Origin of the sequence: Kribbella sp. NPDC048915 (assembly GCF_040649595.1) — a bacterium.
Taxonomy (GTDB): domain Bacteria; phylum Actinomycetota; class Actinomycetes; order Propionibacteriales; family Kribbellaceae; genus Kribbella.
On record NZ_JBEZFT010000090.1, the window covers coordinates 22,734 to 30,341 of the forward strand.

At 70.0% G+C, this 7,608-nt stretch carries 4 protein-coding genes; all 4 read left to right on the forward strand.

The features are described from left to right. The first annotated feature begins 151 nt into the window (after positions 1–151). Positions 152–2,032: an ABC transporter ATP-binding protein gene (locus AB0B82_RS30550; protein ID WP_360176290.1), complete on the forward strand. Its 1,881-nt coding sequence runs from the start codon at positions 152–154 to the stop codon at positions 2,030–2,032. A gap of 110 nt (positions 2,033–2,142) precedes the next feature. Continuing rightward, positions 2,143–4,920, forward strand: coding sequence for a DEAD/DEAH box helicase (locus tag AB0B82_RS30555; protein ID WP_360176275.1), 2,778 nt, complete (start codon positions 2,143–2,145; stop codon positions 4,918–4,920). Next, the gene (locus tag AB0B82_RS30560) at positions 4,917–6,110 is read left to right on the forward strand and encodes an SWIM zinc finger family protein (RefSeq protein ID WP_360176278.1); all 1,194 of its coding nucleotides are present in this window, start codon (positions 4,917–4,919) and stop codon (positions 6,108–6,110) included. The genes AB0B82_RS30555 and AB0B82_RS30560 overlap by 4 nt, the downstream gene beginning before the upstream one ends. A 175-nt stretch (positions 6,111–6,285) precedes the next feature. Then, the gene (locus AB0B82_RS30565) at positions 6,286–6,786 is read left to right on the forward strand and encodes an N-acetyltransferase (RefSeq protein ID WP_360176281.1); all 501 of its coding nucleotides are present in this window, start codon (positions 6,286–6,288) and stop codon (positions 6,784–6,786) included. Positions 6,787–7,608 lie beyond the last annotated feature (822 nt).

Consider the following 7,608-nt stretch of genomic DNA (forward strand, 5'->3'; position numbering starts at 1 on the left):
CTTCGTACAGTGTACGCAATTGACCTGAAGTTCTGTTGAGGTCTTAGCGTCGGGTCGTGGCGAAGACGTACGCCGGGTTTTGTCGGTGGCGTGCGGAATCATCGACGTCCCCAGCCGAACGAGCAGCCGGAGCACAGCCGTGAGTATGGAAATGACCGCGTGGAACTCGCTGTACCACGCGATGCACGCGCAGGACGAGAAGCGGCCCTTCTCGCGCGAAACCCTGCGCCGGATCCTCGCGTTCGCGCGACCGCACCGGCGATACCTGATCGCCTTCCTCGTGCTGAGCGTCGGCGCAGCGGTGCTCGCGGTCGCCACGCCGGTGCTGGCCGGCCGCGTGGTCGATGCGATCGTCGGCGGCAAGGCGCTCGGCGTCGTCGTGCAGCTGTCCCTGCTGATCGCGGCCATCGCGGTGGCGGAGGCCGGGATCAGCATGCTGACGCGCTGGCTGTCCGCGAGTATCGGCGAGGGGCTGATCCTCGACCTGCGGACGGCCGTGTTCGACCACATCCAGCGGATGCCGATTGCCTTCTTCACGCGGACCCGGACCGGCGCGCTGGTGTCCCGGCTGAACAACGACGTGATCGGGGCGCAGCGTGCGTTCAGCGACACGCTGTCCGGAGTGGTCAGCAACCTGGTGATGCTGGTCCTCACGCTCGTGGTGATGTTGCGCGTGTCGTGGCAGATCACGCTGCTCGCGCTGATCATCCTGCCGGTGTTCGTCATCCCGGCGCGCCGGATCGGTACCCGGTTGGCCGCCTTGCAGCGGGAGGCCGCGGACTACAACGCGACGATGAGCACGCAGATGACCGAGCGGTTCTCGGCGCCCGGCGCGACGTTGGTGAAGCTGTTCGGCCGGCCGACCCGCGAGTCGCACGAGTTCGCGGTGCGGGCGCGGCGGGTGCGCGACATCGGCGTCCGGACCGCGATGGTGCAGTGGGTCTTCGTCACCTCGCTGACGCTCGTTTCCGCGCTCGCGCTCGCGGTCGTCTACGGGCTGGGCGGGTTCTACGCGTTGCGCGGCCAGCTCGATCCGGGCGCGGTCGTCGCGATGGCGCTGCTGCTGACCCGGCTGTACTCGCCGCTCACGGCGCTCGCGAGCGCGCGGCTCGAGGTGATGACCGCGCTGGTGAGCTTCGAGCGGGTCTTCGAGGTGCTCGACCTGGAGCCGCTGATCAAGGACAAGCCCGACGCCGGCCGGGTGCCCGAGGGACCGGTCACGGTCGAGCTCGACCACGTCCGCTTCGCGTACCCGTCGGCGGACAAGGTGTCACTCGCGTCGCTCGAAGAGGTCGCGAAGCTCGACACGCGTGGCGGTGTCGAGGTACTGCACGACGTCTCGTTCCGCGCCGAGGCCGGCCAGATGGTCGCGCTGGTGGGATCCTCCGGCGCCGGCAAGTCAACCATCGCGCAGCTGATTCCCCGGCTGTACGACGTGGACGCCGGCGCGGTCAAGCTCGCGGGCGTCGACGTCCGCGACGTGACCGCGGAATCGTTGCGCGAAACGCTCGGCATGGTGACGCAGGACGGCCACCTGTTCCACGACACCATCCGGGAGAACTTGCTGCTCGCGCGCCCCGAGGCAACGGACGACGACCTGTGGGACGCGATCGAGCGGAGCCGCCTCGGTGAGCTGATCCGGTCGCTGCCCGATCAGCTGGACACGGTCGTCGGTGAGCGCGGGTACCGGCTGTCAGGTGGCGAGCGGCAGCGGCTGACGATCGCCCGGCTACTTCTCGCTCAGCCGCGAGTGGTCATCCTGGACGAGGCAACCGCTGCACTCGATTCCACCAACGAGGCCGCCGTCCAGGCCGCCTTGACCGAAGCGCTGGCCGGCCGTACGGCGGTGGTCATCGCGCACCGCCTGTCGACCATCCGCGCCGCCGACCAGATCTTGGTGATCGAGGCGGGGCGTGTCGTCGAGCGCGGCACTCATACCGAGCTGCTGGCCGCGGGCGGACGGTACGAGGAGCTGTACCGCACCCAGTTCGAGCAGCCCGGGGCCGAAGGAGCCGAAGTCGTGCCGGTCTGAGGCGTGCCACCTGGTGTCGTGCATGTTGTTGTCGCGGTTGTCGCGGTTGTCGCGGTTGTCGTGGTTGTCGTGGTCATGGTCGCCGTTGTCGAGTAGGAGGTCTGCGGTTGTTGGGGACGGGGCAGGAGCTGGCTGGGTGTGCGGTGGTGTTCCGGCCGGCGGATCCGCCGCGGGCGAGCCGGGTGGCGTTCTGGGACCCGGACGGCGGCCCGCTCCCCCTCGGGGTCGGTGATCAGGTCGAGCTCGCGCTCGCACCGGTCGCCGGTTCGGTCGGTACCGTGCGCGCGGTCGAGCTGCCTGTCGCGGACGCCGTACCGCATCTCGGGCGGATGCGGCGGGCACCGGGAACGCATCCGTCGGCGGCGTTCTGGGGTGGCGCGGCCCTGGTCGCGCTCCAGTTGGTTGCTCGCGGCAAGCTCCTGCCAGGCGTCACGCCGGACGGCCACGATGCGTGGCGGGTGGGTCCGCTGGACAGCGAGGACGTCAACCGCGTGCTGGCGCTCGCCGAGGCGATGCCGGCCACGGCCCGGGCGCTCCCAGTCACCGGCGCGCCCGACGTACGGCTGCCGGTAGCCGAGGACCTGGTCCGGGTGTTCCTCGATGCCGTCGCCGACGGCATGCCGCGCTCTCCCGCCGCCGCGAAGGCCCATCGCACCGACCTGTTCACGACGGTCGCACCGCAGCGCGCCGAGCGGCTGCGGACGTGGGCCGACGAAGTCTCCGTCGGCCTCGACACCGGCGTCCGCATCTCGCTCCGCATCGAGATGACCGACGCTCTCGCCTTCACGGCCGTCGTCCAGTTGCACAGTTTGAAGGATCCGACCCTGGTTCGCGACGCGGATGAGATCTGGTCCACCGACATCCCCGGCTTCGGTCCGCGGGCCCGCATCGACGCCACGCTCGCGATCCGTCGTGCGGCGCGCGTCTGGCTGCCACTCGGCCGCCTCCTCGACTCCACCGTACCCGATCGACTGGAGCTTGCCGACGAAGAGGTGGCCGACCTGCTCGCCGGCTCGGGCCAGCGGCTCGCCGCAGCCGGCGTGGACCTGCACTGGCCGCGCAGTCTCCGGCGTGGTCTGACCGCGCGAGCCGCCATCACGTCGGCTGACGGACCACCGAGCGACTTGCCCGGCTTCTTCGGCGGCAGCACCACGCTCGATTTCAGCTGGCAGGTGGCGATCGGCGACGATCCGCTGACCGACGCCGAGCTCGACCAACTCGCGGAAGCGACCCGTCCGGTCGTCCGGCTCCGCGACCAGTGGATGCTCATCGATCCCGAGCTGGCCCGGAAGGCGCGTGAGCGGATCCTCAAACCGGTCACCGCGATCGATGCACTCGGTGCCGCGCTCACCGGCACCACCGAGGTCGACGGCCGCCAGATCGCGGTGACCGCCACGCGTTGGCTCGACGACCTGCGCGCCCGCATCGCCGACCCCGAGCGCGCCGACGAGCCGATCGAGGCGCCGTCCGGTCTGCAGGCGACGCTGCGCGACTACCAGCTGCGCGGCCTGCGGTGGCTCGCCCGGATGACCTCGCTCGGACTCGGTGGCTGCCTCGCCGACGACATGGGTCTCGGCAAGACGATCACGCTGATCGCCCTGCACCTGCACCGTCAGCAGTCCGCCGACACCTCCGGTCCGACCCTCGTCGTGTGTCCGGCGTCCCTGCTCGGCAACTGGGAGCGCGAGGTGCAACGCTTCGCCCCCGGCACTGCGGTACATCGCTTCCACGGCACCTCGCGTTCGCTCGACGAGGCGCAGGACGGCTTCGTCCTGACGACGTACGGCACGCTGCGGCGCGACGCCGTACGACTCGGCGCTCATCCGTGGGCGCTCGTGGTTGCCGACGAGGCGCAGCACGTGAAGAACCCATCGTCCGGTACGGCGAAAGCGCTGCGGACCGTGCCGGCCAGGGCTCGTGTCGCGCTGACCGGCACCCCCGTCGAGAACAACCTGTCCGAGTTGTGGGCGATTCTCGACTGGACGACGCCGGGGTTGCTCGGCCGGCTCGGCACGTTCCGCAGTCAATGGGCGACGCCGATCGAGGCGGACAAGGACGAGGAGGTCGCGGCCCGGCTGGCGAAACTCGTCAAGCCGTTCCTGCTCCGCCGGCGCAAGTCGGATCCGGGCATCGCGCCCGAGCTGCCACCGAAGACCGAGACCGACCAGCCGGTGTCGCTCACGCGTGAGCAGGTCGTGTTGTACGAGGCGACGGTCCGCGAGCTGATGGCCGAAGTCCAGGCCAGCGACCGGATGGCGCGCCGCGGCCTGATCGTGAAGCTGCTGACCGCGTTGAAGCAGATCTGCAATCACCCGGCGCAGTACCTGAAGGAGCCCGACGACGCCCGGCTGACCGGTCGCTCCGGGAAGCTCGAGCTCCTCGACGAGTTGCTCGAGACAATCGTCGCGGAGGACGGCGCGGTCCTGGTGTTCACGCAGTACGTCGCGATGGCGCGACTGCTCGAGCGCCACCTCACCGAGCGCGGCATCCCGTCCCAGCTGCTGCACGGCGGTACGCCGGTTCCGCAGCGGGAGCAGATGGTCGATCGGTTCCAGGCCGGCGAGGTGCGAGTGTTCCTGCTCTCGCTGAAGGCGGCCGGGACCGGACTCAACCTCACGCGCGCCGACCACGTCGTGCACTACGACCGCTGGTGGAACCCTGCCGTCGAGGACCAGGCCACCGATCGCGCCTACCGGATCGGTCAGACGCGACCGGTGCAGGTCCACCGATTGATTGCCGAAGGCACCATCGAGGACCGGATCGCCGCCATGCTCGCGACCAAGCGCGAGCTGGCCGAGGCGGTCCTGTCCGGCGGCGAGGCGGCACTGACCGAGCTCTCCGACGCCGAGCTGGCCGACCTCGTCGAGCTGCGCGGAGGTCTGCGATGAGTGAGGCACGCGGGTTCCCGCCGTTCGCGGCCCAGCGCCGCAGCACGCGCGGCAGATCCTGGTGGGCGCAGGCGTGGGTCCAGGCGATGGAGGACACCTCGCTCGACGCAGGTCAGCTGCAGCGCGGCCGACGGTTCGCGAACTCGGGACAGGTCGGCACGATCACGGTCAGCCCCGGGCGGATCGCGGCCTCGGTGCACGCGCCCGAGGACACGTACGAGTCCGTGGTGCACGTCGACGTACTCACCGAGGACGAGTGGCGCCGGTTCCGTGAACAGGTCGCGGCTCGGGCGGGGCACATCGCGGCATTGCTCGACGGGGAGATGCCACACTCTCTGGTCGACGCGGCGGCCGACGCCGGTGTCACATTGCTGCCCGGTATCGGCGATCTCGATCCGAGCTGTACCTGCGACGCGTGGGAGCTGCCTTGCCAGCACGCGGCGGCGCTGTGCTATCAGGTCGCGTGGTTGCTGGACGCCGATCCGTTCGTGCTGTTGCTGCTGCGCGGGCGCACTCGTGAGCTCCTGCTGGATGAACTGCAGGTGTCGTCTGCGGGTGCTGTGGGTTCCGAGGGCGCCGATGCTGAGGCTGGTTTGGTCGGAGTTGCGGTCGGCGACGTACTCGCAGGATCTGTCCGCGACCTCCCCGAACCGCCCGGCCTGCCGGCGAAGGTCAGCCTCGACGAGCTGCCGGTCGCGGGCATCGAGCCGCCCGACGGTCTCGGCCTTGAGGTCCTGCAACTGCTCGCGCTGGACGCCGCTCGCCGGGCCCGCGCACTCCTCAACGCCCTGCTCCACGGCGCTCCCGAGCCGCAGGTGCTGGACGAGTGGCAGGACTCTGTTCGGTTGGCGACCGACTACTCATCACTGGTCCCGGCGCTGACCGAGTCCACGGGTCGCGACCTCTCCCCCGGCATCCAGGCCTGGCAGTACGGCGGAGCAGCCGGCCTCGACGTACTCGAACACACCTGGACACCCGACCCGGCCGACCTGAATCGAGCCCGCGCCGAAGTCCTTGCCGCAGACGACGCGCTGCACGTCACCACGTCCGGCAACCACCTGACCATCGGCGGCGACCTGCAACTGAGGCTCGACCGTCAAGGCCGCTGGCACCCCTACCGCCGAACCGGCAACACCTGGCACCCGACCGGGCCGCCATCAGCGGACCCTCTGACCACCCAGCTGTTCTGAGGGATAAATCGGGTGCGGGGTTCTTGGTGTGTGGGTACGGTGAACGGGATTTCGGAGCAGGAGGTGAGTTGATGACCGCGTTGGTTCGCGCTGCCGCACGTTCGGCCGCGCCCTCGGTCATCCTCACCTTCTAGTGTCCTTTCGCAGGACACTGGTTCTCCGAAAGGGACCTCTGTTGTCCATCACCTGGAACACCCGTGTCGAGACGTCGTCCGACGTCGCACCGCTCCGGACGATCACCCGCGAAGCCTTCGGGCGCGAGTACGAGGTCGAGTTCCTCGATGCCCTGCGCGCTGATCCGGTGGCGTGGATCCCCGGGTTGTCGTTCGTCGCGACCACGCCGAACGACGAGCCGATCGCGTACGCCCTCCTCACCCGCTGCCACGTCGACGCCGTACCGGTCCTCTCGCTCGGCCCGGTCGCGGTCCTCCCGCCGTACCAGAACCAAGGCGCCGGCAGTGCGGCCGTCCGCGCCGCTCTCACCGTCGCCCGAACCCGCGAGGAACCAGTCGCCGTCGTCCTCGGCCACGCCGACTACTACCCCCGCTTCGGCTTCCGCCAGGCGACCACGTTCAACATCCACCATCCGCAGTACGACGGCCCCAACCTGATGGCTCTCCCCCTCACCCACCACCCCGTCCCCGCCGGCACCCTCACCTACCCCGTCACCGGCTGATCCCCGCACGCCCGCCTTACCTCGCCGAGTCGTGAAATTCGGCGCCGTTGTTCGACCGAAATCCACGACTCGACGACCCCCACACGAACCATTCGCCACGACTCGACGACCCCCGCCGTCCCCCAGACGCGAACCCGCGCGCCGTACCCCCGCGCCATACCCCAGGCGAGAACCCGCGCGCCGTACCCCGAGCGCCGTGTCCCGAGCGCCGCACCCGGTGCGCCATATCCCGAGCGCCGTACCCCGAGCGCCGTACCCCGAGCGCCGTACCCCGAGCGCCGTACCCCGAGCGCCGTACCCCGAGCGCCGTACCCCGAGCGCCGTACCCCGTGCGACGGGTAGGCGGGGCGACTGCGGGCCGCGGGGATCCGAGAGGTTATCCGGCTCTTGTGACTGATCCGTGGGCGGGTCGGAGTGACCGAGTCGGCGCCCGCGCTGGAGGCCGCGCCCGACCCGGGACGTCGCACACTCACCCGGGGCCCTTCACACCCGTCCGGGACGGTGCACCCGATCCCGGGACCGTGCACCCCATCCCGGGACCTTGAACAAGCAATAACCACTCCACACCCACCACAACCTGTTCAAGCCAACATCTTTCGGCCCGCACGACGACCGACGCAACCGACCTCATACGAACGGATATCCGGCTCTTGTGACCGATCCGTGAGTGGGTCTGGGTGACCGAGTCAGCGCCCGGACTGGACGACCGCGCGCGTCCCCGCATGCCCGCGTCCCCGCACGCCCGCGTCCCCGCACGCCCGCGTCCCCGCACGGTGGGTTCACCCACGGTGTTGTGGGTTCCTGACCCGTGTGAAGGGTACG

Excerpts from the sequence above, each read along its gene's own strand:
- AB0B82_RS30560 (WP_360176278.1), top strand. The coding sequence starts at position 4,917 with ATGAGTGAGGCACGCGGGTTCCCGCCGTTCGCGGCCCAGCGCCGCAGC.
- AB0B82_RS30550 (WP_360176290.1), top strand. The coding sequence starts at position 152 with ATGACCGCGTGGAACTCGCTGTACCACGCGATGCACGCGCAGGACGAG.